This is a genomic window from Leptospira selangorensis (genome assembly GCF_004769405.1).
In the GTDB taxonomy this organism is placed as follows: domain Bacteria; phylum Spirochaetota; class Leptospiria; order Leptospirales; family Leptospiraceae; genus Leptospira_B; species Leptospira_B selangorensis.
The window spans coordinates 1-23,304 of the sequence record NZ_RQES01000010.1; the positions used below are offsets into that span (position 1 = coordinate 1).

Genomic DNA, 23,304 nt, shown 5'->3' on the forward strand with positions numbered 1-23,304 from the left:
GCCCCCTCCTCCACCAGAACCTCCTCTGGAAGTACTAGAGTTTCTCCCTCCGGAAGAAGACGTTAGGGTATAGCAGCCAGATTTACAATTATCGCAGACAACTTTACAAACAAATCCAATCCCAAGAGAATTCTCATTGGTTGCGAGCAATAGACAGATGGAAAAGTTTTTATCACAATCTCTCGTACAACGATCGTCATTCATACAAGATTCCAAAAAGAGAAGAACCAACACGATCTGAAATGCAGATTTCATTTTTTTGGACCGATTTCATAAGGAAGAAGTAGTTCTTTGATCTGGATGGATTCTTCTAAACTTGCTTCTGAAAATGCAGTATGACCTTGTTTACTTTTAATATTCACATTCGCGCCATTCTTCAGAAGAAGTTTTACTATATCCAAGTTCCGATTATAAACTGCCATCATGAGAGCAGTATGTCCATCCCTGGTTTTAGCATTGATATCTGCGCCGCTTCTGACTAAAAATTCTGCGATCTCTACTTCTCCCTCTCTGGCTGCTATCATCAAGGGAGTAAAATTTCTAGTGAATGGATCTCTTGTGTCCACGGAATAACCGGCCCTCAAACAATTCTGTAAACCGAATAGATCCCCTTTATAAACAAAATCGGAAGGATAAGGACTTCCTCCTCCACCTGCATACTGAGGAGAAATACAACTCGTTAAAAAAATCGCCATAAGGAGCAAACCACTCCTAACGTAAAAAGGAATGAATGTAAGTTTGGAAGTGAAAAGATTCATAAACATCCTCTTCAACAAGAGGACCGAGTTCGAAGAAGAACGTTCCTGAATTTTGAAATTTTTATAAAATTGGAAATATTTTATTTATTAATGAATCAATCAAGAGGAGGAGAATCTGGCATAAAGATAAGGATACGTCCGTCTTCCTCCATTTTTACATTGGAGAGAGACAATGCCTTTTTATATTCTGAAAAGCAGAACTCGAACAGAGAGGATTCTTCCCTGTCTTGGAGTAAGACCCTGCCTTGGTGAACTTGAATCCCTCCGAAAAGTAATTTTCCGCCGGTAACATAAATATAATTTTTAGAATTTGTTTTGGGAGAGGGAACCTCTTGTTCCGAAATGAATTCGATGCCTAGGGCATTTTCATCCAATTTAAGATCTTTAATCCTACCTTCTACTTCAGGATCAGGGAAAACGGAAAAAGGTTCAAAAAACACCTTGTTTCCGGAAAAGATCAACCCCCTCCCCTTGGGAAAACGGACTAAGTCCTCGATGGAAACACCTACAGTATTTAAAAGTTCTTTTGTATAAGGATTTAATAATGCTCGAACGGTTTCATTCTCTACCAGGATTCTACCGGACTCGGGATCGATCTTGACAGTTGCAATTCCTTCAAAGGAAACCCAGACTACAAATTTGACCTCTCCTGAAATTTTAAGTTTCCAACTGCCATTATGAAAAATTGGGCGAAGTTTAATTTTACGAAGAGTTGATTCGGGAAAAGAGAATAATTTTCCATTTATCAGTTTTTCCAAACTTTCAAAAGAGATCCGAATATTTCCGTTTAGGATTTTGAGAGTAAAAAGTTCAGGTCGATCGAAAGGAAGAATTTCTCCGCTTTTAGGAATTGCTTCCAAGGAAAGACGATTCGCCTCCACGAAAATATCCTTCTGCCAATAAAATCGAACATTTTTGAGAATTAGTCTAGGTCTGGCGAAATAATGAGAATCGGCAACACCTTCGGTTTTAGAGCCAATATCCGAAAAAGGTATTTCCATATTTTCTAAACCAAGTCTTCCCATCCAAAAGGAAAGAAATGCAGTTAAGATCAGGACTACAAAGTAAATCCAAGAACGTTCAATTCGATTCTGTTTCATTTAGCTTTTTGCCTAAAGGCACGGTATTTTTTAGAAGAACCGTGGTTCTTGGCTATTCTTTTCCAAGAAAGATATTTGGTTGGAAGTCAAACAGGTCGAAAAGAAATTTTATTTGGACTTTCTTTTAGTAGAACTTGCGGCTTTGAGAGCCTTTTTCTTGGATTTAAGTTCTGCTTTGTCATCGAACTTGAAGAAAAATTCCACTGGCTTTTTATATAGTTTTGCCAGGTTCCAGAACTCGATAACGTCTATCCTTCTGTCTCCCGCCTCGATTTTAGAAATGAAAGATTGAGGTGTTTTAAGTGCCTCGGCAACATCCACTTGAGTTAGGCCTGCCTCTTCCCGTGCTTTCTTAAGCAACTTTTGGAAAATTTTGTATTCTTCGGTGTAGATTGTTTTAGCCAAGCGAAGCTAATTCTACTTCCCAATTCAGAATATACCAAATTAGGATATTCAAACGAGGATTGTCTAATTGATTTTTATCAACACTGGACCTTCTCTCCTATTTGAATTTTAGAAAGAAGATCTCGTCCCAACTCCTCTAAAATTTTCCTTCGAATTCGACTTGAAGACTTCTCCTAGTCATATCCAATATATCTATGCAAGAAACGTTCAATATCGGATTACTTATTTTTCCGGATCTAACTCCATTGGATTTTGTAGGTCCTTACGAAGTATTTTCCAGAATGAAAAATTCCAAAGTTTACGTAATTGCAGAAACCAAAGAACCAATTACTTCCGAAAGAGGACTTCCTATTCTTCCCGACAAAACTCTGGATGAAAATATAGATTTGGATTTGGTCTTAGTTCCGGGTGGACTCGGCATAAATCGGCTCATGGAAAATGAAAAGGTCCTGAACTGGTTGAAAGAAAAATCTAAAACCTCCAAATACGTTAGTTCTGTCTGCACTGGTTCTTTAGTTTTGGCGGCCGCCGGTTTATTAAACGGATACAAAGCGACCACGCATTGGCTCTCCTTGGACGTTCTAAAACTTTTTCCGGAAATCGATGTGAAAGAAGATAGAGTAATAATCGATAGAGATCGAATTACCGGAGGAGGAGTCACCGCTGGGATCGATTTTGCACTCCAAGTTGTAGCGGAGATCCAAGGACAAAAAGCGGCAGAAGAAATCCAACTTATGATCGAATACAATCCAGAACCTCCTTTTTTAAGCGGGCATCCCAAAACAGCGAAACCCGATCTGGTTTTAGAAACTATAGCTTCTAAGAAAAAGTCACAAGATCTTAGAAAAGAAATCGCAGCTAGATCCATTGCAAGACTTTCCAAATCTTAAAACTCTTTCGTGAATTTACAGTTTAACTATGATCGAAAAAATCCCGGTCAAAGCTACGATAGCACCCAACATCCATCTTGTCTGTGCAGAAATAAGTTTGTAGATTTCTGCGAATTCGGTTTTCATTTCGACTCTTAGTGCGGAGATTTCCTCTTTAACTTCCATTTTGAACTCTGTCATTTCTATTCGCAATCCCGCGATATCTGCTTTTAACTCCAGTCGGAGTTCGGCAATATCTTCTTTTACCTCCGTACGGAGTGCATTCAATTCTTCCGAAAGTCTTTTCTCAAATCTATCTGAAACGAGTTCCACCACATTCTCCTTATTGGCCGAGAAAGAATCGTTGATAAAATCAATAAATTCATCCGTCCCTTCGTCACCCAATACTTCTTCCAATTTTCGCGGTATTCTGCGAAACATAGGCATTGCCATAATTATGCTCCTTACGGAGAAGCTTGCAATTCGAATTTCCCCGTTATTGGGCTCGGGTTCGGAATAATGATTTCCGCGTGTACTTTTTATTAGAAAAAATTTTTTCCGGAATCAATATTCCAGAAAAACTTTATAAAAATAGAATATAATAAAAAAGGAGTCCGAAGACTCCTTTCTGAAACTGGAATATGTTTCTTACTTACTTATTCGGTTGAGGAGTATATCTCAGATAAGGTTTAATTTTCTTAAAACCTTTCGGAAATTTTTTCTCAGCATCTTCATCAGAAACGGAAGGAACAATGATCACGTCCTCTCCATGTTTCCAGTTTGCAGGTGTAGCAACACTGTAATTCGCTGTCAATTGTAGAGAATCAATCACTCTCAAAAGTTCATCGAAGTTCCTTCCAGTCGATGCAGGATAAGTCAAAGTTAGTTTCACTTTTTTATCCGGACCGATTACGAATACAGAACGAACAGTCGTGGTCTCACTCGCATTCGGATGGATCATATCATAAAGACCGGAAACTTTTTTGTCCGCATCCGCAATGATAGGATAGTTTACAGTGGTATTTTGTGTCTCGTTGATATCTCCGATCCAACCTTTATGTGAGTCTACCGGATCCACGGATAACGCGAGAACCTTAACATTTCTCTTTTCGAATTCAGGTTTAATTTTCGCAACGTAACCAAGTTCTGTGGTGCAAACGGGAGTATAATCTTTCGGGTGAGAGAATAAAATTCCCCAACCTTCTCCCAAATATTTATGAAATTCTATCGGTCCATCGGAAGTTTCTGCCTGGAAATCCGGGGCCACATCACCTAATCTAAGTGCCATAATCGATACTCCTGATTTCAGTTATGCCCAACTTATCCGGATATTGCAAGAATTTTATTCACTATAACAGAATATTTATTTAAAATATAAGATTTATAACAATAAAGCAGATTTTTGAGGGATTTTCTTCCCTTTTCTAACGTTTTTATATCCTTTTAGGGCCATTTACACTGTACCGATCCTGGAAAATCAGGAAAGTTTAGAATCTTGGATCAAACGTTCCAGGCTTTCTAAGCAGCTCTTGAGCTCTTTTTCAGTTTGCTCATCCATGATATTTCCTTCCGGATCCACTTTCTTATTCACGGAAGGAATACTTAAGACACAATCATCGTTTATTTTCACTGTGAGTACATTCAATAAATGTAAAAAAGCTTCCTGTGCTTTGGAGGCTCCTCCATAACCCGGAGATGCGTTGATGAGCCCAACCGGCTTTCCATAAAGTTCCGCACTTGATACGATCCAATCCAATGCATTCTTCAAAACACCTGGGATCGCAAATGCATATTCAGGACTGGAAAAAAGAATTGCATCAGCTTCTTTGAGTTCTCTTCTCCATTCTTGTACTTCTTTAGGAGGAGAATCCGTATCTAAGTCGGGATTAAAGTGAGGGATCCGATCTATAGGATCTGCGAGTGTGATTTGCAAAGAATCATTTGCGATCCTTTTTGCTGCGAGTAATAAGGCTGTGTTGGAAGAACCTTTTCTTAAACTTCCGGAGACGGCGAGTACTTTCATTTTTATTCTAACTCGATTCTTTTTGTATTCGGTTAGACTTGTTTGGAGGAAGAAAAGAATTGGAAAGGGAATAAACTACCTTTTTTTTAATATGGAGGTAAGTTCTCCTAGGTCTCGGATATCTCCTTCCGCATGTTTATGAAATGCAGTCCATCCTCTGGATCTTGTTGGCACAATATCCAACTCCACCTTATCACCACAATAAACCAGTTTGTCTGGAGAGAGTCCCGCTAACTTCTCCGCTTCTTGGAATATCAAAGGAGAAGGTTTTTCGTATCCGAATTCTGCAGAAACTATTACCGGATAAAAATAATCCAGAACTCCTACACTCGCCAATAATTGTTTGAGTCTATGATCCCAATTGGAGATGATCCCAAGGCCGGAACCTCTTTGCTTCGCAAATTCTACTAACTCATAAAAACCCGGATCTATTTCCCAGACCGAAGGTTCATCAAAACGTTTGAATATAGATTGGAAAATAGGATCTGGTTCCAAATCGGATCCTATTTCTTTTAAGAAGAAGCCTAATAATTCTCTCCACCAGCCTTCGCTTCCATCCGCATGAGCATGGAACTTATCTTTGAAATCCGGGAGTGGATGACGCGTCATGTGGGCATATGCCTTACGAAAGGCCCTTTCCATATAACCGTTTGGATGTTTGGAGCCATCCAATCCGAATTCTTTCAGAACTTCGAAATACACTTCTCCTGCAGGCTTTTTCATCGTTAGGAGAGTATCTCCCACATCCAGAAAAATGTAATGCTCTTTGGAACTCATTTGGTTATCAGTAGAGAGCTTAGAATTAGAACTCTCTATAGTCAATATGCTTAGGCTATATTAAAGGAAAATCAAAAACCAGAATTATCCGAAGAATTCAGGAAGCTCTCGTGCAAACTTATGTGCATCTCCAGGCCATCTTGCGGAAAGATAAGACTTATCTAAAACACTGAACCCCGGTTTAATATTTGCGAAACTGTCTCTTGCAATAGGCATTGGCCCTTCTTGGAAATCCGTGCTGGATTCCAGAAAGGAAACAACCTCATCCTGCAATGGTGTAGGATAAGTTCTATAATAATCCCCAAGCCAAGCTCGAGTTAAATTCCAGGCCAGAAGTTCCTGGGATTTCAAAAGTCCTGTGGTTTTTAGTCCATATAAGCTGGACTTTTTTGTTTTAGGGTTTTTGGATCTTGCGGCGAGAAGCACACCATGGCAAATTGCAGCCACCGGTTTTCCTTCTGCGAATGTATTGCCCACTAATATCTGCAAAGATTCGGATTCCAGATAGACTCTCATTCCTTTTGCATGTCCTCCGGGTAGAAGTAGAACATCAAAATGGTCTGATTTGACAGACTCGTATTTTTTAGGATTCAGGAATTCATTCGATTTTTCTAATTCTCTATAAAGAAGTACATCATCATTCTTTGCTCTTAGAACGGGAGAAAGAATCCCTAAACCTTTTCCGGTTACCATTCTGAAATCGGCTTCGCCGGAGGTTCCACTTGGGGTTGCAAATATGATCTTATATCCGTTTTCTTTTAGGACCTTCCAAGGAACGGATACTTCTGTAGGATCGAAATCGATTTGAGGGATTGGGATTAGAACAGTCTTCATTTAAGGATGATTTTGTTTCATCCCTGGTTCCGCTGCAATCCTTGTTTCATCTGCTCCTTCTTTAAGCTTAGGGTCTAAAGAAGTTCTGGCAGATATTTTTAATTCTCTTAGAAGAGCTTCTTCCCTATCTGGAGAAGGGATTTTATCCGTAGATACCAAAGAGGCCTTGATCGCATCTAAGGCAGAAGTTAAGACTAAGTCAGGCGCCTTGTCCCAGATCGCACTGGTCATCACTAAAACGATCTTACGATGAGGGATCACATAAATGAACTGACCACCTTTTCCATTCGCCATGAAACTAGGCTTTCCTTCGAATTCATGAAGCCAGAATTGTAGTCCGTATCTTTTTTCCACTCCAGGTTCTAAGGTCATGGCGATCCATTCAGGTTTTAATACCTGACGACCATACCATTTCCCTCCGTCCAGATAAAGTTGTCCTAACTTTGCCATATCGATAGGCCTTAGGCGAAGTCCAAAACCTGCGGTCTGTCTGCCGGATTTGGATGTATTCCATTCTTCTCCCTTAAAACCTAACCAGGAGAATGCAGTGTTCTTAGAATATTCATATAATGTTTTGCCCGTCTTAGCTTCCAAATAACCCGCGACTAATTGGGTATCTCCATTAGAATATTCGAATTTAGTTCCGGGTGCGGAAGATACCGCGGGGATCCAGGCTATCGCAAGCGGGTCTGCGTCAGTTCTAATATCTTCTTTTTTAGGAAATGAATCCCATCCCATTCCGGAACTCATACGTAATGCATCTTTGAGCCTGATCGATTCTTTTCCTCTTAATTCGGAAGGAAGAAGGCCAGGTAAACTGGACTCGGCAGTGGAAAGACTGTCCTCTAAATCCACCCCACAATCATTCGTATAACAAATCCCTAATAACATGGAGACCACTGATTTGGTCACAGAATACATATTATGATTATGATTTCGCGAGATCCCTCCGGCATATCTTTCAAATACCAGGTTCCCTTCTTTCAAGATAAGAAGAGAGCGGACTTCCGTTTTTTCCTTTCTCAGCTTTTTGGAAAATTCCACCAAAGGTCTGGAATCCAGGCCCAATTCTTCCGGGAACTCTACTCGGAAACCTTCGACTGGGTTCCTATCTAAGGTTTCGTTTTGATCCCAGGCAAGTCCGGAAGGAAGTCTTACCCAGCCCCAATCCAGGGCGCTACAATTAGAAATAAAAAGAATAAGTAAGGAGAGAAGAAAGAAACGTTTTACTGATGTACTTGTAAAAAAACTACTCACTAAAAAGACCCTCCAATCGATTTCTTAGGTCTTAAGTACTACTTAGACAGACTCTATTGTAGGTTATCCTACATTCAATACTATTGAGACCTTGTTTGGAAATTTTTTTCCAGCCGATTTCAGTATAAAAGAGCGCAAAAATTATGTATTTATTTGTTAACCGACGAAAATATTTGGTTAATCCTAATCCCAAAGGTCTAGTTTTTAGAGTTCTGATGAAAATTAAATTCGGAATATTACTGTTCTTCTTTATTCTAAACTGCTTTTTCGCAGTAGATTGGAGTTCCGACGAATCAGGAAAGATTAAAGGAAAAGCTTCTGTAGAAGATTTTCCGGAAGCGGAAAATGCCAACCTGAGCAAACAAGAATTATCCAAAAGAGGCAAAAAGGGCGAATTCAAAACTAGAGAAGAGCAGGAACTTTTCGATATGATGATCTCGGCAGGGTCCGATCAGAACACTGCTCGGAATTGTGCCGCCAAATATGGAAACTGTAAAAGCCAATGCTGGACCCAATATCCTATCCCGAAGGTAGAAACTGTTTTTACTGCAGTCACTGTGGATCGTAAGAGAGAAGATTGTATAGCAAGATGCGGCAATCTTTGTGATGATTATACTCCTTCTAGCTCCAGAGGCTCTATGCCTAATTCCGGAAAAGGAAATTATTCGGATCCCAACGCTCCCAGATACTGATCCGATCTTTCCAAAGAAAGACTGGACAAAGAATGAATACTTCTTATCCTCCTTTTTCTCGGAGGAACCATGTCTTCATCTCAAGAAATTTTAGTCTTCACTACTCTGGCAGATCGTGACCTAGCGGAAGAATACATCGCAGAAATGCTTCAGCTTGGGATCATTGTGAGCGGCACCATCTTCCCTGAAGTAGCTCTTTTGTACCAATGGGAAGGAAAGCTCACAATCGATTCCGAAAACAAAATTCTTCTAAAAGCAAAAGCAGATAAGTATGCAGCGATCGAAGAATATATTATGAAAAAACATCCTTATCTCGCCCCTGAGATCATCAAAATGGATGTTAGTTTCGGTTCAGATAAGTTTAAGGCTTTTATAAAGGACAAAATCGCGAAAGGAGGCTGACCCTTTCGCATTTTAGAAAAAATTCATATAAACGCACTCAGCACATATTGGACAAAGGCAATCAATGAAAGCGGTTGTACTAAGATTGCAACCGCTAGTCCAGTGAGCGCACCATAAAAGTGAGCATCGTGATTGATCCCATCCTGTCTGTTTTTAGAAGCGTAATAAGAATACGCCAAATACAAGATCGCATATATAGGCCCAGGTATAGGGATCGGAATAAAGAAAAAGAAAATTTTAGAATAAGGATAGAATAAGATAGAAGCAAATACGATCCCCGAAGTCCCGCCCGAGGCACCTAAACTTGCATAATTCTCATCCGCTTTATTTTTCTGAAAAGAGACCAGATTTGCGATCAGGATACTTGCTAAGTACAATCCCATAAACCCCAAAGGCCCGAGCACCATATCCACATGCCTTCCGAAAAAATAAAGGGTCAGCATATTAAACAATAAATGAGTAAAATCCGCGTGAACAAACCCACTGGTAGCCAATGTATAATAGTTCCCTTCTTTAGAATCTCGAAAAGGTCTCAGGATCAGTTTGTCTAAAAGATTCTGATCCACATACAATGTATAAAGGGTTATGGCTCCCGTGGCAATTATAGTGATAAGTGTAATGTCTAATCTCATTTTTCCTCTGTAGGAGTCGCTTTGATCGTAAGCATTTTATCTCGGAGAAGTGCCGCCCTCTCGAAATCCAATTCTTTGGCTGCTTTTAACATTTCTTCTCTGATTTTCTCTTTCATTTCTTCTTTAGAAGAGAAGTTTTTCTCTCTGAACTTTTTATTGATCTCTTCCGCCGCATATTCTTCAGGAGCCAGTTCTTTTTCTGTTCTTTCGATCATATCGGCAATTTCCTTTTTGATCGTTTGAGGAGAGATCCTATATTTCAGGTTATGTTCTTCCTGGATCGTTCGTCTTCTTTTGGTCTCTTCTATGGCTCTCGTCATAGAATCAGTCATCTTGTCGGCGTACAATACTGCAGTTCCGTTGATATTTCTCGCGGCCCTACCGATCGTTTGTATTAAAGATTTATAATTTCTTAAAAAACCTTCTTTATCTGCATCCAAAATGGCAACAAGAGAGACCTCAGGGATATCTAAACCTTCTCTCAAAAGATTAATCCCTATTAGAACATCATAAATTCCCTTTCTCAAATCCCGGATAATCTCTATCCTTTCTAAGGTTTCTATCTCGGAATGTAGATAAGAAACTTTCAGTCCTAGCTCTTTATAATAATCGGAGAGGTCTTCCGACATCTTTTTGGTCAAAGTGGTAACTAAGACCCTTTCACCCAGATCTATTCTTTTTCGGATCTCAACAAGGAGGTCTTCGACTTGGTTTTTGGTAGGTCGAACTTCTACATTCGGATCTAAAAGTCCTGTAGGACGAATGATCTGTTCTACTCTTGTTTTACTCTTCTCCAATTCGTATTCCGCAGGTGTTGCAGATACATAAAGAGTTTTAGGAGTTAAAGATTCGAATTCCGTAAAGTTTAAAGGTCTGTTATCTAAGGCGGAAGGTAATCTGAATCCAAAATCCACCAGAGTTTGTTTACGTGCTTTATCTCCTGCGAACATTCCACCCACCTGAGGAATTGTTACGTGAGACTCATCCACTATAAGTAAAAAATCTCCGCGGAAATAATCTAGAAGGCAAGCAGGTCTTTCTCCTTCTTTTCTTCCGGTGAGATGACGGGAATAATTTTCAATCCCGTTACAATATCCCATTTCTTGGAGCATTTCCATATCGTAATTTGTTCTGGATACGATACGTTGTGCTTCTAAAAATTTACTCTCTTTGGTGAACTTGATCTCTTGTTCCGCCATCTCATCTTTAATTCTTTTGACTGCGTCCTTTATCAAAGGAGGAGACATGATGAAGTGTTTTGCGGGATAGATAAAACATTTTTCCTGTTTAGCGATTACCTGAGCAGTAACCGGATGAATTCTTGAAATCGAATCCACTTCGTCTCCAAAAAATTCGATCCGAAAAGCATCAGTGTGATATGCAGGATAAACTTCGATAGAATCTCCCCTAACTCTGAAATTCCCGCGGGAGAAATCGGTATCGTTACGATTGTATTGTATATGAAGAAGTTTACGAATGACCTGATCTCTATCTATAATATCTCCTTTTTGTAATGCGACGACCGAGTTCACATATTCTTCCGGAGACCCTAAACCGTAAATACAAGAGACGGAACTTACGATCACCACATCGTCTCTTTCCAACAAAGAAGAAGTAGCTCGAAGCCTGAGCTTGTCTATCTCCTCGTTCATTGACATATCTTTTTCGATAAAAGTATCCGAAGAAGGTACGTAAGCCTCCGGTTGGTAGTAATCGTAATAGGAAACGAAATATTCTACCGCATTCTCAGGGAAAAACTCCTTAAACTCTCGGAATAATTGAGCCGCCAAAGTTTTGTTATGTGACAGGACCAAGGTAGGAAGTCCCATATTTGCAATCACCTGTGCCATGGTGAATGTTTTTCCGGAACCGGTCACACCCACTAAGGTGACCTTATCTTCTCCCTTATTGAATGCCTGGCCTATTTTTTCTATAGCTTGGACTTGATCCCCGGCTGCTTTGTAGTTAGAATGAATTTTAAATATCGAAGACATACTCTTAGAAAGAAAGACCCGAAAATCGAAGAAGTGTAAAACTTAAAAAACTGCGGAATTTACTTCGGAAGGATTTTTTCGGCCATAAATAAGGCCTGTCTCTTATCCTCTAAGATTTCCAGATCCATTTTATCGAATAATTTTTGCATTACCATCATCCCTCTCATGAGAGTGGCTGTGGAAGAAAATTTTCCCCTTTCTATATCTTCTTCGATATTCAATTCTCTTAGGTTGTTCACCAGTCGGATCTTAAAAATTCCACTTTTTTCGATTGTATAGGCGACTTCTACATTTCCACCGTCACCGTATTTGACGGCATTTTCCACTGCCTCGATGGAACCGATAGTCAGGTCCACAATCATGTCCTCGTCTATTCCGTTGGCTCTTAAGAAAGATTCCATTCTGCTTCGAACATATTGCATTGGTTGGAATTCTGTGCGGCCAAGAAGAAGATACTCTTCATTCTTAGAAGTTTTTTTACGGAGAGAAGATTCAGCGGAGAGAGTATATTCTCTAGGATCTAATTTACTTTTTGCTGCTTCTCCGGAGGTAACAAGTTCGTCTAGAACTTTTGGAACCCAGTCAGGTGAGAAGGAAGGTTCTTCTCTGAATTTTCGGAGAGTGTCCATACGGATCCACGCATGGAAATCCTGGGAATTACCTGTTAAACCGTTTGCTAGGAGTTCCCGAATGCGGGTTTCTATCTCTCCTAGGGAAAAGGACATTCCCATATTTTTCCATAGGACTGGTTTTTTCGAGGGGTGTAAATCCGATTTTTTTCGGAAGACAGTTTCCGATTCACCAACGACGGATTTGGCGTAATGCCTCGTATGCGATTACCGCGACTGCGTTACTCAAATTTAAACATCTACAATCTTCTTCCATCGGAATTCTTAGGATTCCGTTAGGGATCTCGGATTGAAAAATTTCCTGAGGCAATCCTGATGTTTCATTTCCGAATAAAAATACGTCATTCTCCCCATATTGAGGAGTTGTATAAGAAACTTCACCCTTAGTAGATATTAAATATAATTTGGAATCGGCGTCCAAAGATTTTGAGAAATCCACCCAACTTGGATGGAGGGTCAATTTTAGTTTATCCCAATAATCTAACCCTGCTCTTCTTGCCGCTTTTTCAGACAACTCGAAGGCAGGTTCTCCTACGATATGCAACTCCGCTCCTAAGGCGACGCATAGTCGGGCGATATTTCCCGTATTGGGCGGTATCTCCGGTCTATACAGCGCTATCCGAAGAGCCATTTATCCCTTTTTCTGTCCTTTGTTTAAGGATTTTGCAAGAATCGCTCCGAAAGATCCGGTAGAAGAAGTTTCCTCGGAAAGATATCCGCTATAATCCAGTCTTTCCTGAACTTCTTTCGCTTTTATAAGAGAAAGAGAGATCTGTCTTTTTGTGGGATTCACTTCTGTTACAAATGCGGAAACTGAATCGCCTATCTTGAAATGTTGAGCAGCAGGGATACGATTTTGTAATCCAGTCTCTCTATTGGGAACCAGTCCGGAAAAATGTTCATTCAATTTTACGAATACTCCGAAAGGTTTCACACTTTCTACCGTTCCGGTGACCAAATCACCTTCTTTAAATGGAACATTTTGGGCCCAAGGATCTTTTAGAAAATCCTTAACAGTAAAACTATGTTTTCCTTCTTCCCAATCTAATTTTAAAACTTTTGCTCTCAGAACTTGGCCAGGATGAAAATCTTTAGAAAGATCCGCTCCTTTTTTGAAAGTGGCCTCGGATGCTGGAACAAGTGCGGTAAGTCCATCTGCTTCTACAATTAATCCGAAAGTATGGACGGATTTGACTTTGCAGGTAACGAACATTCCGGGCTTCAATTCTCCTTTCAGGACCGAAATTTTAGCCTCTCTTTCCTTATCTGCGATTTTCTTTTGGGAAACGATGATCTTTCCCTTATTTCCTACTTCTGAAATGAGGAAACGAACCCTTTTGCCTACTCCGTTATTCTGCTTTTTCAGTTCAGGATCTAATTGGGAAAATGGGCAGAAGCCGGTTTGTTCGCCTAACTTGACTTCTACGCCGGCTTCATTCTCCCCTACGATATGGCCTAAGACAGGGATCTCGGCAGTATGAGCTACCGATACCATATCTTTGGAGATTGTATCTCCGTTTAAACAAGTGGTGAAATATTGGTCTCCGGAAGATTCCTGTAAAAAATACGCCTCGATAGTTTCTCCCTGTTTCGGGAGAGCTTCCGTAAATTCGTCTGCGGCGATAATCCCGGAGATACCTGCTCCTTGGACCTTTATAAAAACGTAATCCGATTTAGAACTAGTGACTAACGCAGAAACTTTTGCTCCGGGCTCTAAAGCCGCTTTTTTCCTGAAACTTTCGTCCAGCAATTTTTGAAACAGTTCTTTTTGATCTTCTTTCATCGTTTCTGCCCCTTAGTTTTCTTTTTTTCCGGCGGAGATGAGATCTCTGTTTTCACTCTCTCCGTAACAACCGTTCTTAATGTTTTTAGTTTATCCCAATTTTGGAGAGGGTCTTCTCTAAAAACCAAAAGATGAGCCGGTTTTCCTACGCGGATCTTCCCCTCATGAGCCGCCCCCAAATATTGGCAGGTGGTTTCAGTTGCCGCTCTCAATGCTTCTTTGGGTCCCAGAAGTTCGGATAAAATTCTAAGTTCCTTCCAGCCGGAAATTCCAGGGAACTGTAATTGATGACCCGCACCCGAACCGAGTAAGATCCTTAAGGTCAGATTCTTGCGGGCCCTCAAGAAAGCAAGATAGGATTCGTATTCTTTCTCTGCTTCTTCTCTTTCCGACTCGGAAAGTGCAGGCAAAGTTGAGAGTACCTCTTTAGACAGCGCTCTTTCTTTAAAAGTCGGACTCCATTGGGTCCATTTTTCCCATTCTTCTGCAAAGGAAGAAGTTCCTATTCCCTTTCTAGTAAAATAGATCCCGAAAAGAGGAGCCCAGATCTGTTTCACCAAATTATGAGCGACAGGACGAATCGAAGAAGTTTCCGGAATAGGATGATATAACACCTTCGTTTCGGAAGACAGAGCTTCCCAATTTGCAAATTCTTCTCCGAAAGTAGAGACAGATAATTCTAATCCATTCTTCTCCGCTTCACTTCTCATTCGATAGAGAAGTTTTCCATCCACTTCGAAAGTTTCTCCTTCATTATGCCTTAAGAATAAATGGACCTTTCCTCTTTTACCGGAAACAGAAGACATCGCTTCTTCAGGTGATTTTAGGATTTTATAACCGGAAACTTTGGGGTCGGAAATTTCTTTGGACTCTGCAAGCAAAACAGGAGGAAGAACGGAAATTTTAGGATACTGAGAATTCTTTTTTCTGATCTCGGAAAGTTCGGAAGCCCAAGGAGGATCCGCAATACTCTGGATATGAGTGAACCCATGTAGCAGAAATTGTTTCAGATCGGATTCCAATTCGGAACGGTCTTTCCAACCTCCTAGAGAATTTGCTCCTAAGGTTACATGAGAATCACAGAATCCCGGTAAAATGAACAGAGGTTCCTTCGATGCGGGAGAAGAAGAGATTTTTTCCACCAAACCGTCCTTCACTTGGATCTGGACGGGTCCGGAATATTCCAAGGTTTCCGGTTGGATGAGATATGCCCCAGTCCAAGACCAGGAATCCGCATAGATGTTCCAAGAAAATAGAAGGCACCCTAAAACATAGGGGAAGAATTTCGGCAAAATTCGGACCGAATTAGAACGGACCTTTTTTAAAGCTATTAGAATGAGTCTCTTGACAAACAAATCGAGTTCCGAAAAGTTCAAGGTTAATGGGTCAGGAAATCCGGGATATATCAGACAATATCCGGCTTACGGTGGAGGACGGAAGAATCCTCTCTCTAAAGACCCATCGAATCACCAGATCGGTCGAGGAACATATCCAACAAGCGATCGAGCTTATCTTGGATAAGGTCACTTATCCCACCCTTGTTCCAACGATTTACACTATCGTAAAAGAATTATCGATCAACGCCTGCAAGGCAAATCAAAAAAGGATCTTCTTCGAGGAAAAAGGATACGATATAGAAAATCCTATCCAGTACAAAAAAGGAGTCTCCGAATATAAGCAGTTATTCTCCGAAAGTATGGCGGAAGAATACGGGAACAAATCCAAAAAGAAGGGATATTTCTGTCTGATCACATTCGACTATTCCATGGACGGAATTCGGGTCGAAGTTACAAACAATACACCAGTCACGATAGAAGAAGAAAAATCCCTCCGAGAAAAATTAGAAAAAGGGATGCAGTACGGAGACATCGCCCAATTCTATTTAGATAACGCCGACAATACGGAAGGAGCCGGATTGGGACTCGCACTTATATTAATCATGCTAAAAGGAGAAGGTATCGATCCTTCTTTTTTCAGGATCATCATCCGCAAAGACGTAACCATCGCCAGATTGGAAGTTCCTCTTTCGTCTAATTTTAAATCCGTAAGAGATCAGGATTTTTCCCGCGCTTGATGTTACCAATCTCAGCCTGTATCATCACATTAAACGAAGAAGATAATATCGAAAGATGTCTATCTTCTCTAGATTTCGTAAACGAGATCATAGTATTGGATTCGGGTTCCAAGGACAGAACTGAAAGTATCGCAAAACAAAAGGGAGCAAAGGTTGTTCTCCGAAAATTTGATGATTACGTTTCCCAAAAAAATCATGTAATCTCTTTAGCAGTAAGCCCTTGGATACTCACTCTGGATGCCGACGAAGAACTTTCTCCAGGCCTAAAAGAAGAGATCAAAAGTTTATTCAAGAACGGTGAACCTGAAGAGGACGGATTCATAATCCCAAGACTTACGATGTATATGGGAAAATGGATCAGACACGGGGGCTGGCATCCGAATTACAGAGCACGTTTATTCCAAAAATCCAAAGGAAAATTCGTGGGCGGAAAGGTCCACGAAGCAGTGGAATTATCCGGTAAAAGAAAAAAGTTAAAACATCCTGTATTCCATTATTCTTACGAAAACCTATTCGATCATGTTAGCTTTATTAATCGATACTCGGAACTTGCAGCCACTGAAAAATTCGGGAAAGGAAAACGTAGCGGCCTATTCTTAGCCCTATTGGAAGCAGGATACAAATCCTTTTGGATGTATTTTGTAAGACTAGGATTTTTGGACGGAAGAAGAGGACTGATCCTCGCAATTATGGGCTTCTATTATAATTTCTTAAAATACGCCAAAGTATTCGAAATGACTTTGGCGGAAAAAGCTAAACTTAAGAAATAAGTTTAGAGGTTTATACTTCCAAGACGAATCCCGGAAGCATCACAATAAGATTAAATCAGTCTCTACGTTCTTTATTATGATTGATGCGGTTCATAATATAGAGCATTGAGTAGCCGCCCAAAAGTACCGCGATCAAATTCACATTTGCAACCTGGTAGATTCCGATCTTTGGTGAGATTAACCAATACACCACTTCTCGGATCAGGTCTTGGAAGATAGAAAGAATGATCAGAGATCCCAGAATAGCGACTAAAAACGCTACCCAGTAACCGCCTAAAAGATCCTTTCTTTTATAATAATAAAAATACCAGGCTAATCCACCACTAATAGACAGAACAAACAGTATATCCGTGAATGTCGTCCACCAACCCGAAGAAGAAGCTAAAACTAAAAAGGGTTGAGTGCCGAGTAAAGGGAGAAAATCGTTGAGCGAGGCCAGGATTCCCATCTGCTTAACAGGTTTTTCGGGTTTTCGGATAAAGTCGAGAATTTTAGTAAAAAAGAAGCGGAACCCATTGAAAATCTTTCGAGACAGCTCAAAATACTTCGGGATCGTAGGTCACCCCCTATCACATACCTTATCACCCTTGCTACACAGCTCATGGTATGAAGACCTGAGTCTGGACTGCGGCTATTTGGTTTTTCCAGTGGAAACTTTGGAAAAAGAGGAACTTCTTTCTTTGTCCAAGTTCGGAGTCAAAGGTTTGTCAGTCACAATCCCTCATAAGGAAACCGCATTTCAACTCGCAGATAAAACGGATGAAACCTCACAAACAGTTAAAGCGAGTAACACTTTAGTTTTTGAAAATGGATCGATTAGCGCGCATAATACGGACGGAATGGGTGCCGTTCGCTCTATCCAAGAATCTTTTCCGGAAAGTTTAAAAGGAAAAGTCTTATTAATCGGAAGTGGAGGAAGTGCTCGAGGAATTTCTTTCACATTATTGAAAGAAGCAGGAGTAAATGATCTTACTATTGCGGCAAGAAATTCAAAAACTTCCGAAGAATTGACCGGATTACTTTCTAAAATTTCCTCCGCAAAAATCAAATCGTCGGATCTAAACGAAGTACAAAAGAATTTTTCAGAATATTCACTCATTATTCATACAACTCCTCTCGGAATGAAAGGAAAAGATCCAGGACCTGCCATCCCGGAGTCTTGTTTTAAAGAAGGGCAAGTCGTATTCGATATAGTCTATAATCCTCTGGAAACTCCCTTGGTCTTAGGAGCAAAGAAGAAGGGAGCGAATATTGTGCCTGGAACAGAAATGCTTCTCTACCAAGCAGTGGAACAATTCAGATTATTCACTGGTGTTAGTTTAAGCCCTGACCTAATCGAAAAAGGAAGATCCAGACTGCTTAAAGCACTCGGATATGCCTAAGAAGAATATTAAAAAACTTTAAATGTCTATCCCAGATTTTTTAGAATTCGGATCCAAATTAACCAATTTAGAGAAAACTAGGAATTTTAACGTATTTGGGGATTATTCTCTGGATCCATTCCGTAACCTAGTGGATTCACATGGTTGGAGAACTAGGAAAAAAGAAAGAATCAGGATCTCGGTAGTAGGTACAAACGGAAAAGGTTCCGTCTCTCACTTTTTAGCGGGAAGTTTTTCAAATCTTGGATATAAAACAGGTTTATATACTTCCCCCCACCTATTCGATCCAAAAGAAAGGATCCGTCTTAGTCCAAATTTCAATCCGGTAAACGAAGAAGATCTAAAAGAGATCTCTAATATACTATTTACACAAGGTACTGCTGAGGAACTTTCCTTTTTATCTTGGTTCGAATGGTTTACTCTCGGAGCTTTCGTTTTATTCGAAAAAAGGGATATTGCAGTCCAAGTATACGAAGCAGGCTTAGGAGGAAGATTAGACGCCACTAAGCTGGCGGATCCGGATATACTCGTAATTTGCGCTATCGGAGAAGACCATAAAGCAGTTTTAGGAAATACAAAAGAAGCGATCCTAAGAGAGAAACTTGGGATCGTAACTGAAAGAACTAAGATCGTATTTGCATTAGAACCGGAGCCTTCTCTCTTAAAGATACTGAAAGAGTTTTGTTCCGAAAAAAACTTGGAATTATATCTTTATCCTTCTTTGCCTGAAGGAAGATCCTATCTGGATCATAACCGAGAATATGTAAAGTTTATCGTACATAGATTAGAAGAGATCATTTCCAAAAACAAAATCGGGATCGAAAAAACAGAAAACGTAGTTACCGAACCACTTCCTCTTCCGCCCGGTAGATTGGAGATCATATCCGATTCTCCATTTATTGTATTCGATCCTGCCCATAACCCAGATGCAATCAGAGTCACTCTTGCTTCTTTATCTTCCGCATTCCCAGGCAAAAAATTCTCCGTCTTAGCTGGATTTTTGCCAGACAAAGAAGGAGAATCCATGGCTGAAAAACTTTTGGATTATACAAAAACCCAAAAGTCAAATTTGTACTTTTTAGATTCTAAAGAATTCAAACTTCCAGAAGGATATGGATCTTACTCTATCCCGCCTGAAAAACTTTCAGGAATCCTAAAAACTTCCGAACAAGATGAAGCTATCTTAGTACTCGGAAGTTTTAGATTATACTCTTATATCAAAGCTTAAATATTTTGGCCGATACGCCAAAGAACTCCGGAAGGATCGCTTAGAATAAAATCGATCATCTTCCAAGGTTGTTCTTCCGGGTCCGTTAATTTTACCTGGAACTTCTCTTCTATATTTTTACTTTTTAAAATTTTATGCCAAGCATATACGTCTTCTACCAAAAGATGCATCATCAAATTTTCAGCCATCTCTTGATTATAAAAATTTTGGAGAAGAAAACTACAATGATCCACGCAGAAGTAAGCGACCCCGCCACCTTCGGATCTTTTAGTGAATCCGATCTCCTCGTAGAAACTTTTAGAAATTTCGAAATTTTTTGCGGGTAGAAATACCTTAATTTCCACCGTCTTTAAAGAAGTTTGATCCATTGATTACCTGCGTAATATATCAAAATCTCATATTAAATTTTGCGTAAGATTCCGTTTCATACTGACCTTCTATACCTCTTACGAATGTAGGCATGGTTTTGACAGGAGCCACTCCTACTTCTAAGGTTTCGGAATCTAGTCCAAGAGCGTAGAACGTCGCGGATAAGAGAAGCATTGTCCCTATACCATACAACATGAGGCCACCTTGGATCCCTTGGTGTTTTCCGAATCTTCCGGAGATAGATCTGAAATAGTCCGACTTATTTCTAGCATCGTTATATATACTTTCCTGATAAAAATAGGAAAGTGCAAATGTTTGGAGATTCGGAGAAGATTGCTGCAATTCCTGAAGAGTCACAATATTCGTGATCTGGACCATTGGCCTTGCATTTTCCAAAGCTTGGTCTGCTCTTAAATTGAAATAATAATATCCTGCATAAAAGAACAAACTTCCATAGAGTGAATAGATCGCAAAATCATCATAAGTATGATCTAAGAATAAATACTTTTTATTTCTATAATAAGAAACGGACTCACCTTCTTTCAGCTTGGCCTTAATTTCGGAAACTTCTCCTTTTTTGATCTCCACTCCTTTGAACTGATCCACATGATCGGCTAAAACGAATCTTAATCTGTTCCAACCTATTTTGACCGGAACTTTTGCGAGCGGAGTAACTCCTAAGTATTCCGAACCCAAATATACTTTAGCACCTTGAGGGTCGGAATCAGCGGAGAGGAAGCCTTCTTTTTTATCTTTTTCTAATACGATATCCAGATCCTTAGCGGATTCTCTCAGATCTACCTGGCCCACCCAATCGGAATATCCGTTTTTAGTGATACGAATATCATGGATACCAGAAAGAACATCATTTCTTTTTAAAGGGGTTTTACCTATATAATTCCCGTCCAAAAAAACAAGTGAATCATATTGATTTCCGGTTTTGATAGAAAGTGCTTTAGTATGTTTCCCTATAAGTGTTTTGCGGATCTCTTCTATAACCGGTCCTAATTCCTGATAGGACCGCCTAATACTTGTTTTGTGAAAGAATTCCTTTTTAGATCCGTCTTTAGAAGATCTCATCCGGATACTAATTCGGATTTCTTCTCCCTTCTTCTCAAATTCTCCGTAAGTAGAATAGAAACAGTCGTATTTTCGGGAGATAGGAATTAGAAAACCCTCATCAGGTGCGGTTTCTGATTCGTAAGGTTGTACTTTTAAAACTAAATATCTAGGATCTTTGGATACATTTAAAGAAAGTTCTCCCTTCTTTAATTTCTCGAGCCCGGCATAATCCCATTCTCCTTCTCTTAAATTAGAAGTAACACCGGAAGGGTTCGGACCAAAAGGATGTTGGATAGATTTTGGGATCAGTGATTCGTCATAGATCTGGACTAAAGATTTTAAACCTGAATACAGAACGGAAGCATAACCGGAAGAATAAAAATCCAAAGAGGTATCTCCGGATAAATTCCTAAGTGGAAATATACAAAGTTTTCTTTCCTTTTCGAATTGTATCTTCTCAGGAGAAGAATATTCAGGAAAACGATAATACTCATCTAGACCATTCCCGTATGTCGGAATTCCAACAAACAATGGAGACAAACAAATCAATAAAACATAAGCGGATAATTTTCGGAAGAATAACAGTTTCAAGAACGTTTTCCTCCTACTGTCATTACTAAACCTAAAATTCCCAATGTAGGAAACACTAAAGACCAAGGAGCATTCTGCGCATAATCTTTAGAAAATGCAATTTGTTCTCCTAAGCCGGGACCGAATACAGAACCGCCTGCGGAAATTCCTAAAAATCCGAATATGGCAAGAGTCATTACCACAGCAGGAAGTCCCGTGAATAAAAGTACTTTCAGTATTTGAAATGCCTGTGGAAGAAGATGTGCCCTAAAAACATAGGACTTACTAGCTCCAAAACAAGAAGCTGCCAATGCATATCCGCTTGTACTTACCTCGTCAATCTTAGCTCGAACTGTTTCATAAGCCTGGGCCCAATCCCCAAGCACGATTGCTAAAAACAAAGGGGCCGGCCCTGCTCCGAATACTTGAACCACAAGTAATGCTAAAAGTAAGGAAGGTAGAGAAACAAAAACGGAAGACAAAGGAGAGAATATATTCTTTTTAAAAAATGGGTTAGTGTAAGAAACTAAACCGATCAAAGAAGCCACTGCTAATGTAAGAACTCTTGCCGGAAATGCGAATAAAAAAGTTGCTAAACTCCCATAGGCAAACATAGAGAACACGTCTCTTCCCAATCTATCCTTACCGAATGGAAAATCAAAAGAAGGAGGAAGAAAGGATTCCTTTAAATTCAATTCAGTAGGAGCAGACTTAAATAATATTCCGAATATAACTAAAACTAGATATAGGGATATTGTTCCATAACGAAGCAGGTTTAGAGTTTTCAAGCAGCACCTGCCTCCCAACCTAAAAGACCGTCCCGAACTCTTTCGGAAACTCTGGTAAGAATATAAAATACGGTTCCGCTATAAAATAAAAGTGCGGAGAGTAACGCAGAATCCATAGTCCGGATCGCATGATACATGGATTTTCCGATCCCGGGAAAGAAAAAGATCTCTTCTACTACAATTGCACCCGAAAGCAAAGAACTCAGATCCAATAAGATCAGGATTAAAAGTACAGGTGAAACTTTAAGTAGGATATGTTTAAACAATATTCTATTTTCCGAATATCCTCTCGCCTTCAAAACGTTCGTATACGCGGATTTTTTTTCAGTCCCGGCCAATTGGTAGGCAAAAATAAAAAGTCTGGCAAATACCCTAGAACCCAGCGCAATTCCAGGTAAGATCACATAAGCTGTATTCCCAGGTTCGTAACCACCGGGAGGAAACCAGCCCAGTATCAGAAAAAAAAACACCAATAAAAAAACGGAAACTACGAATACCGGGGTGGATAGGATGAGTTGACTGATAAATCCGAAAACTTCTCCCAAAAATCGCCAGCCAGGAAGAAGAGATACTAATGCTAAAAAAACGGAGAAGAATGTGCCCGTTAAAACTGCAAAGCCGGCCAAATGTAATGTAGGCCAAAATCTAGAAAGAATATGAGAAAGTACGGGATCTCCGGATTCAGTTTCTCCTAGATCAAAACTAATAAGCCCTTTCCAGAACTGTAAATATTCTTTCACAAAACTAGTGTTAGCTGATTTATCTAAGGAATCCTGGACTTGGATCCCGGAATCCGCCTCTAAAAATTCCTTATTTAGAGATCTAAGCTGGGAGAAAAATACTGAAATCGCGGAAAGAAAAACCGCAAAGATCAAAAAGCGTTTCGCTTCTTCTAACAAACTCTCA

At 39.9% G+C, this 23,304-nt stretch carries 28 protein-coding genes; 7 read left to right on the top strand and 21 right to left on the bottom strand.

Annotated elements, in window-relative coordinates:
* The 4 genes from EHO58_RS19655 to EHO58_RS05595 form a co-directional block, all read right to left on the bottom strand.
* Positions 1-255: hypothetical protein (locus EHO58_RS19655; protein WP_135679170.1), on the bottom strand; the 255-nt coding region annotated here is incomplete at its 3' end.
* A complete protein-coding gene (locus EHO58_RS05585) occupies positions 252-695 on the bottom strand; it encodes an ankyrin repeat domain-containing protein (RefSeq protein ID WP_425269430.1) in 444 nt (147 codons plus the stop codon). The genes EHO58_RS19655 and EHO58_RS05585, both read right to left, overlap by 4 nt.
* A gap of 158 nt (positions 696-853) precedes the next feature.
* Positions 854-1,858, bottom strand: a complete 1,005-nt coding sequence (locus EHO58_RS05590) for a hypothetical protein (protein WP_135628449.1) — start codon at positions 1,856-1,858, stop codon at positions 854-856.
* Between the two features lie 108 nt (positions 1,859-1,966).
* On the bottom strand, positions 1,967-2,263 hold the full coding sequence (locus tag EHO58_RS05595; RefSeq protein WP_135628448.1) for a helix-turn-helix domain-containing protein: 297 nt from the start codon (positions 2,261-2,263) through the stop codon (positions 1,967-1,969).
* A 194-nt stretch (positions 2,264-2,457) separates the two neighbouring features.
* On the opposite strand from EHO58_RS05595, the gene EHO58_RS05600 reads away from it, so the two are divergent.
* Positions 2,458-3,153, top strand: coding sequence for a DJ-1/PfpI family protein (locus EHO58_RS05600; RefSeq protein ID WP_135679175.1), 696 nt, complete (start codon positions 2,458-2,460; stop codon positions 3,151-3,153).
* 15 nt (positions 3,154-3,168) lie between these two features.
* On the opposite strand, the gene EHO58_RS05605 is transcribed toward EHO58_RS05600, so the two are convergent.
* The 6 genes from EHO58_RS05605 to EHO58_RS05630 form a co-directional block, all read right to left on the bottom strand.
* Entirely contained in the window at positions 3,169-3,573 is a 405-nt protein-coding gene (locus EHO58_RS05605; protein WP_244241081.1) for an LA_3696 family protein, read from the bottom strand.
* Positions 3,574-3,784: 211 nt separating this feature from the next.
* Positions 3,785-4,420 carry a peroxiredoxin gene (locus EHO58_RS05610; RefSeq protein ID WP_100709186.1) on the bottom strand — a complete coding sequence of 212 codons (636 nt, stop codon included), beginning with the start codon at positions 4,418-4,420 and terminating at the stop codon, positions 3,785-3,787.
* A 189-nt stretch (positions 4,421-4,609) separates the two neighbouring features.
* A complete protein-coding gene (locus EHO58_RS05615; RefSeq protein WP_135679177.1) occupies positions 4,610-5,155 on the bottom strand; it encodes an NADPH-dependent FMN reductase in 546 nt (181 codons plus the stop codon).
* 75 nt (positions 5,156-5,230) lie between these two features.
* Positions 5,231-5,932 (bottom strand): HAD-IA family hydrolase, encoded by a 702-nt coding sequence (locus EHO58_RS05620; RefSeq protein ID WP_135628445.1) that lies wholly within the window; start codon positions 5,930-5,932, stop codon positions 5,231-5,233.
* 84 nt (positions 5,933-6,016) lie between these two features.
* A complete protein-coding gene (locus EHO58_RS05625; protein ID WP_135679180.1) occupies positions 6,017-6,766 on the bottom strand; it encodes a type 1 glutamine amidotransferase domain-containing protein in 750 nt (249 codons plus the stop codon).
* A complete protein-coding gene (locus tag EHO58_RS05630; protein ID WP_135628443.1) occupies positions 6,767-8,023 on the bottom strand; it encodes a serine hydrolase domain-containing protein in 1,257 nt (418 codons plus the stop codon). It lies immediately after the preceding gene.
* A gap of 215 nt (positions 8,024-8,238) precedes the next feature.
* Between EHO58_RS05630 and EHO58_RS05635 the strand changes: the two genes are divergently transcribed.
* Entirely contained in the window at positions 8,239-8,715 is a 477-nt protein-coding gene (locus EHO58_RS05635) for an LIC_10730 family protein (RefSeq protein ID WP_135679183.1), read from the top strand.
* A 69-nt stretch (positions 8,716-8,784) separates the two neighbouring features.
* A complete protein-coding gene (gene cutA, locus EHO58_RS05640; protein WP_008593982.1) occupies positions 8,785-9,117 on the top strand; it encodes a divalent-cation tolerance protein CutA in 333 nt (110 codons plus the stop codon).
* A gap of 23 nt (positions 9,118-9,140) precedes the next feature.
* On the opposite strand, the gene EHO58_RS05645 is transcribed toward cutA, so the two are convergent.
* From EHO58_RS05645 to EHO58_RS05670, 6 genes are all read right to left on the bottom strand, one after another.
* Entirely contained in the window at positions 9,141-9,749 is a 609-nt protein-coding gene (locus EHO58_RS05645; RefSeq protein WP_135679185.1) for a rhomboid family intramembrane serine protease, read from the bottom strand.
* Positions 9,746-11,743, bottom strand: a complete 1,998-nt coding sequence (uvrB, locus tag EHO58_RS05650; protein ID WP_135628440.1) for an excinuclease ABC subunit UvrB — start codon at positions 11,741-11,743, stop codon at positions 9,746-9,748. Before uvrB ends, EHO58_RS05645 begins: the two co-directional genes overlap by 4 nt.
* A gap of 59 nt (positions 11,744-11,802) precedes the next feature.
* Entirely contained in the window at positions 11,803-12,468 is a 666-nt protein-coding gene (locus EHO58_RS05655) for an ATP-binding protein (protein ID WP_135628439.1), read from the bottom strand.
* 73 nt (positions 12,469-12,541) lie between these two features.
* Positions 12,542-13,003: a tRNA (cytidine(34)-2'-O)-methyltransferase gene (locus EHO58_RS05660; RefSeq protein ID WP_135628438.1), complete on the bottom strand. Its 462-nt coding sequence runs from the start codon at positions 13,001-13,003 to the stop codon at positions 12,542-12,544.
* Positions 13,004-14,155, bottom strand: coding sequence for a S1 RNA-binding domain-containing protein (locus EHO58_RS05665; protein WP_135679187.1), 1,152 nt, complete (start codon positions 14,153-14,155; stop codon positions 13,004-13,006).
* On the bottom strand, positions 14,152-15,510 hold the full coding sequence (locus EHO58_RS05670) for an amidohydrolase family protein (RefSeq protein WP_135628436.1): 1,359 nt from the start codon (positions 15,508-15,510) through the stop codon (positions 14,152-14,154). Before EHO58_RS05670 ends, EHO58_RS05665 begins: the two co-directional genes overlap by 4 nt.
* Positions 15,511-15,536: 26 nt before the next feature.
* On the opposite strand from EHO58_RS05670, the gene EHO58_RS05675 reads away from it, so the two are divergent.
* On the top strand, positions 15,537-16,229 hold the full coding sequence (locus tag EHO58_RS05675; RefSeq protein ID WP_100721833.1) for an ATP-binding protein: 693 nt from the start codon (positions 15,537-15,539) through the stop codon (positions 16,227-16,229).
* Positions 16,226-16,999 (top strand): glycosyltransferase family 2 protein, encoded by a 774-nt coding sequence (locus tag EHO58_RS05680; RefSeq protein WP_167483193.1) that lies wholly within the window; start codon positions 16,226-16,228, stop codon positions 16,997-16,999. Before EHO58_RS05675 ends, EHO58_RS05680 begins: the two co-directional genes overlap by 4 nt.
* A 55-nt stretch (positions 17,000-17,054) precedes the next feature.
* Here EHO58_RS05680 and EHO58_RS05685 read toward each other — a convergent pair whose 3' ends face one another.
* A complete protein-coding gene (locus EHO58_RS05685; RefSeq protein ID WP_036090145.1) occupies positions 17,055-17,447 on the bottom strand; it encodes a hypothetical protein in 393 nt (130 codons plus the stop codon).
* On the opposite strand from EHO58_RS05685, the gene aroE reads away from it, so the two are divergent.
* On the top strand, positions 17,425-18,381 hold the full coding sequence (gene aroE / locus EHO58_RS05690; RefSeq protein ID WP_425269431.1) for a shikimate dehydrogenase: 957 nt from the start codon (positions 17,425-17,427) through the stop codon (positions 18,379-18,381). The two genes, EHO58_RS05685 and aroE, sit on opposite strands and share 23 nt — an antisense overlap.
* A 22-nt stretch (positions 18,382-18,403) precedes the next feature.
* Positions 18,404-19,609, top strand: a complete 1,206-nt coding sequence (locus EHO58_RS05695; RefSeq protein ID WP_135679195.1) for a bifunctional folylpolyglutamate synthase/dihydrofolate synthase — start codon at positions 18,404-18,406, stop codon at positions 19,607-19,609.
* Here the strand turns inward: EHO58_RS05695 and EHO58_RS05700 are convergent.
* Genes EHO58_RS05700 through EHO58_RS05715 form a run of 4 tightly spaced genes read right to left on the bottom strand, consistent with a single transcriptional unit; the run spans position 19,606 to position 23,297 of the window.
* A complete protein-coding gene (locus EHO58_RS05700; RefSeq protein WP_135628432.1) occupies positions 19,606-19,977 on the bottom strand; it encodes a VOC family protein in 372 nt (123 codons plus the stop codon). The two genes, EHO58_RS05695 and EHO58_RS05700, sit on opposite strands and share 4 nt — an antisense overlap.
* 19 nt (positions 19,978-19,996) lie before the next feature.
* On the bottom strand, positions 19,997-21,631 hold the full coding sequence (locus EHO58_RS05705; RefSeq protein ID WP_135679197.1) for a PEGA domain-containing protein: 1,635 nt from the start codon (positions 21,629-21,631) through the stop codon (positions 19,997-19,999).
* Positions 21,628-22,398 (bottom strand): ABC transporter permease, encoded by a 771-nt coding sequence (locus EHO58_RS05710; RefSeq protein ID WP_135679199.1) that lies wholly within the window; start codon positions 22,396-22,398, stop codon positions 21,628-21,630. The genes EHO58_RS05705 and EHO58_RS05710 overlap by 4 nt, the downstream gene beginning before the upstream one ends.
* The gene (locus EHO58_RS05715; RefSeq protein WP_135679201.1) at positions 22,395-23,297 is read right to left on the bottom strand and encodes an ABC transporter permease subunit; all 903 of its coding nucleotides are present in this window, start codon (positions 23,295-23,297) and stop codon (positions 22,395-22,397) included. The genes EHO58_RS05710 and EHO58_RS05715 overlap by 4 nt, the downstream gene beginning before the upstream one ends.
* Between the last annotated feature and the right edge of the window lie 7 nt (positions 23,298-23,304).

Bases quoted from the DNA above. Each gene is read 5' to 3' on its own strand.
- EHO58_RS05585 (WP_425269430.1), bottom strand. From the start codon at position 695: ATGGCGATTTTTTTAACGAGTTGTATTTCTCCTCAGTATGCAGGTGGA.
- EHO58_RS05590 (WP_135628449.1), bottom strand. From the start codon at position 1,858: ATGAAACAGAATCGAATTGAACGTTCTTGGATTTACTTTGTAGTCCTG.
- EHO58_RS05600 (WP_135679175.1), top strand. From the start codon at position 2,458: ATGCAAGAAACGTTCAATATCGGATTACTTATTTTTCCGGATCTAACT.
- EHO58_RS05605 (WP_244241081.1), bottom strand. From the start codon at position 3,573: ATGTTTCGCAGAATACCGCGAAAATTGGAAGAAGTATTGGGTGACGAA.
- EHO58_RS05610 (WP_100709186.1), bottom strand. From the start codon at position 4,420: ATGGCACTTAGATTAGGTGATGTGGCCCCGGATTTCCAGGCAGAAACT.
- EHO58_RS05615 (WP_135679177.1), bottom strand. From the start codon at position 5,155: ATGAAAGTACTCGCCGTCTCCGGAAGTTTAAGAAAAGGTTCTTCCAAC.
- EHO58_RS05620 (WP_135628445.1), bottom strand. From the start codon at position 5,932: ATGAGTTCCAAAGAGCATTACATTTTTCTGGATGTGGGAGATACTCTC.
- EHO58_RS05625 (WP_135679180.1), bottom strand. From the start codon at position 6,766: ATGAAGACTGTTCTAATCCCAATCCCTCAAATCGATTTCGATCCTACA.
- EHO58_RS05635 (WP_135679183.1), top strand. From the start codon at position 8,239: ATGAAAATTAAATTCGGAATATTACTGTTCTTCTTTATTCTAAACTGC.
- cutA (WP_008593982.1), top strand. From the start codon at position 8,785: ATGTCTTCATCTCAAGAAATTTTAGTCTTCACTACTCTGGCAGATCGT.
- EHO58_RS05645 (WP_135679185.1), bottom strand. From the start codon at position 9,749: ATGAGATTAGACATTACACTTATCACTATAATTGCCACGGGAGCCATA.
- uvrB (WP_135628440.1), bottom strand. From the start codon at position 11,743: ATGTCTTCGATATTTAAAATTCATTCTAACTACAAAGCAGCCGGGGAT.
- EHO58_RS05655 (WP_135628439.1), bottom strand. From the start codon at position 12,468: ATGTCCTTTTCCCTAGGAGAGATAGAAACCCGCATTCGGGAACTCCTA.
- EHO58_RS05660 (WP_135628438.1), bottom strand. From the start codon at position 13,003: ATGGCTCTTCGGATAGCGCTGTATAGACCGGAGATACCGCCCAATACG.
- EHO58_RS05665 (WP_135679187.1), bottom strand. From the start codon at position 14,155: ATGAAAGAAGATCAAAAAGAACTGTTTCAAAAATTGCTGGACGAAAGT.
- EHO58_RS05675 (WP_100721833.1), top strand. From the start codon at position 15,537: ATGGGTCAGGAAATCCGGGATATATCAGACAATATCCGGCTTACGGTG.
- EHO58_RS05685 (WP_036090145.1), bottom strand. From the start codon at position 17,447: ATGGGAATCCTGGCCTCGCTCAACGATTTTCTCCCTTTACTCGGCACT.
- EHO58_RS05695 (WP_135679195.1), top strand. From the start codon at position 18,404: ATGTCTATCCCAGATTTTTTAGAATTCGGATCCAAATTAACCAATTTA.
- EHO58_RS05700 (WP_135628432.1), bottom strand. From the start codon at position 19,977: ATGGATCAAACTTCTTTAAAGACGGTGGAAATTAAGGTATTTCTACCC.